Raw genomic sequence first — 2,914 nt, 5'->3', positions numbered from 1 at the left:
TCGCCGGCCTCGTCTCCGACCGCACCGCCACCGGCTGACAACAGGCCACGACCAGGCCAAACACGCCTCACCTGCTATCACGCACCAGCTCGTAAGGTCAGGTGGTGTCGCTGTTGGAGGCAGTTGCTGAAAAGGAAAAAACGCACGCGTCACGTCTGCTGCACGGCGAATCTCTCCTTGAGCTAGGAAAGTGGGAACTAGCCGAGAACGAATTCTCTAAAGCTTATGCAAGAGCTGGAACAGATGAGGAACGCACCACTGTGACACTGGCGAGGACGATGGCCCTGGGACTGGGAACCGCTGACTTGGAGACAGCGGTGGAGGTGAATAGGGAAGCGAGGAATTCGATCGACTCTCCCGCCCTGAGGCAACTGCTGGATGTTAATGCATGCACGCTTCTCATCATGCAGGGAAACATTGGCCAGGGGATCAGATTGATCGATCGAATGGAAGTGGTGGAGAATGAACCGATGCAAATCAATGCGAAAATAATAAGCAGTATTATGCACGGCATTGCACTTACCTTAGCCGGGAAGAGCGAATCTGCAATGAGATTATCCAGCGAATCCTACGAGATTCACTCTCGGCTAAATGATCAAGCTACGGCACCCCATCCGACTTCGCACCTTAACGCCATGACTTTTGCTCTTGGTGAGCTCGGTCAGATAGAGGAATCTCGGTCTACCGGTTTGTGTTCCTTCGATATTCTGTTGAAAGCGAGGGCGCCGAGAAATAGAGTGTGACCGTGTCTGCTCCTCGCTCGAACTGAATGGCTTGCTGGCCATCCAATCTCTGCGGGGAAGTGGTATAGCGAAGCGGCCGTCCTTGCGCGCAACAACTTCCATATGATGGCTCTGAGGACCGCTCTCTCGGGGCAGGCTGCAGTGGCAGCGCAGCTCGGTGACTTGCACAAGGCTCAGTTGTTGTGGAGCGAGGCTGAAGACTACCCGGTGCCTAAGATGCTGGCGGGCGAGGAGTGTCTGGGTGCTGTTTGGATTGAGGTAGCGCGAGAGAATCCTGCCATGGCGATAGATCAGCTCAAAGAGGCCGCACTTGCTGCACAGAAACGAGGGGCATTCGCCACTGAATCCATGCTTCTATCTGAGATGAGCCGAATTGGAGGGGTGTCAGAGGCGGGACAAAGGCTGTCTCGTCTCTTGGAAGAGTGTGACGGTCGAATGGCTCTCAAGCGGGCTGAATTCTGTGACGCTTTACTGCGGTTCGATGCAAACGAATTGATTCGCTTAGGGAATGACCTAAATGCCATGGGGGTGGACTTGATGGCTGCTGAATCCTATACTCAAGCAGCTCTTTCCCTCGATGCATCGGGTCGCATTCGGGAAGCCACTCGGGCTCTTGTGGCCGCAGAGAGTGCGAGAGTCAATTGCGAGGACGCCCAGACCCCCCTGCTGAAGTATGTACGGCGGGCGCGTCAGCTTACTGCACGAGAGACAGAGATTGCCCGACTAACAGCTTCCGGCCTTCCTCCCAAGGAAATAGTCGCTCGGCTCTGCCTGTCGTCGCGAACAGTGACGAACCACTTGCAGGCAATCTATTCGAAACTAGGAATCAGAAACGCGTGCGCAGCTTTGTGAATTCATATCAGGGGACTGAGCTCTGGCTGGGCTACGTTGATCGCCCGGGCTACCGTCGCCTCGACCGCTGCCCTCGGTCCGGACCAGCTACGACCTGCTGCGCATGTTCGGCCGCGAAGGCCACCCGACCCCGCTGGGGCAGGCGTTCGCCGAGTACGGGTGGATCGCCAAGACCGAGCACTGCTCCGCGTGGTCTCGGTCCACGACGCCCACCGCCAGCAGACGAACCGGCAGCTCACCGCGCAGGAGTCCCGACACAAGCTGGCCTGCGACGTGTGCTACGGAGAGCGCGGCACCACACACCAGACGTGCGGATCCGCCAGCACCGCCGCCCGTTCCACCGGGTCGGCGCCGCTGCCGAGTTGACATGCCGATGGGGCGGCGAGATGGCAGGTGGCGATCTGGCGGCACGTCGAGGCTCCAGTTGGAGAGTGACGGCCAAGGTCACCTCGTCAACCGGAATGCCGATGCGACGCAACGGCCCCACGTCGGCCCACCTGCACTGTCCTGGCCTGAATAGTTGCACTATGGCGGGGTTGTCGAGCAACGCGACCAGGACGTCGGCGACATCGTCGCGGGTGACCTCGCCGACGCTCCGCTCGGCGGTGAGGCGGACGGTGCCGGTGCCCGGGTCGTCCGTCAGGGCGGCCGGCCTCAGGACGGTCCAGTCGATGTCCTGGGCCATGAGATGCTCGTCCGCGGCGGTCTTGGCCTGCACGTAGGCCACCCAGACGGCGTCGGCGTGGGCCGGGGGCGGGCTTCCCGCGCCGCGGGTGGAGACCATCACGTACCGCTGGACCCGGGCGTGCACAGCGGCCTCGGTCAGGAGGACAGCGGCCTGGTGGTCCACCTTCTCCTTGCGGGCCGCACCACTGCCGGGCCCCGCACCGGCAGCGAAGACCACGGCGTCCGCCCCGGCCACGACCTCAGCGACGGCTTCGCGCGACGCCTGTTCGAGGTCGCAGACCACGGGCGTGACTCCGTCGGCTCGCAGGTCGCCGCTGTGCTCCGGGTTACGGACGATCCCGACGACGGTGTCGCCCCGGCCCGCGAGCAGCCGGCCCAGACGGCGGGCGATCTGGCCGTGGCCGCCGGCGATCACAATCTTCATGGAACTCTCCTCGGACGGGCATACGGACGGGACAGAAGGGTGGCGGACGCGCCTCCGCTTCTCAGAAGGCGATGCGGACCTTCAGCGCCTCACGGTGGTGCATGGCGCGGTAACCGTCCGGCACGCCGTCGAGCCCGACGGTGCGGTCGAAGACCAGGCCCGGGTCGATCGCGCCGGACAGCACGTCCGGCAGCAGTTCGGGGATGTA

General features: G+C 62.2%; 3 protein-coding genes and 2 pseudogenes. 3 read left to right on the top strand and 2 right to left on the bottom strand.

What is annotated here, in order from left to right; all coding sequences use genetic code 11:
• Window positions 1–104: 104 nt before the first annotated feature.
• The 3 genes and pseudogenes from ACZ6CZ_RS37925 to ACZ6CZ_RS37915 all read left to right on the top strand — a co-directional run.
• A complete protein-coding gene (locus ACZ6CZ_RS37925; RefSeq protein WP_469030658.1) occupies window positions 105–743 on the top strand; it encodes a hypothetical protein in 639 nt (212 codons plus the stop codon).
• Between the two features lie 141 nt (window positions 744–884).
• A complete protein-coding gene (locus ACZ6CZ_RS37920) occupies window positions 885–1,595 on the top strand; it encodes a helix-turn-helix transcriptional regulator (RefSeq protein WP_469030655.1) in 711 nt (236 codons plus the stop codon).
• An 85-nt stretch (window positions 1,596–1,680) separates the two neighbouring features.
• Window positions 1,681–1,901 (top strand): annotated as a pseudogene (locus ACZ6CZ_RS37915) (Tn3 family transposase); the annotation flags it as partial.
• Here the strand turns inward: ACZ6CZ_RS37915 and ACZ6CZ_RS37910 are convergent.
• Window positions 1,831–2,706 (bottom strand): SDR family oxidoreductase, encoded by an 876-nt coding sequence (locus tag ACZ6CZ_RS37910; RefSeq protein ID WP_469030653.1) that lies wholly within the window; start codon window positions 2,704–2,706, stop codon window positions 1,831–1,833. The pseudogene ACZ6CZ_RS37915 and the gene ACZ6CZ_RS37910 overlap by 71 nt on opposite strands.
• 61 nt (window positions 2,707–2,767) lie before the next feature.
• Window positions 2,768–2,914, bottom strand: a pseudogene (locus ACZ6CZ_RS37905) (IMP dehydrogenase); the annotation flags it as partial.

The organism is Streptomyces sp. NPDC041135 (assembly GCF_055592085.1).
This window is presented reverse-complemented; position numbering and strand designations above follow the sequence as displayed.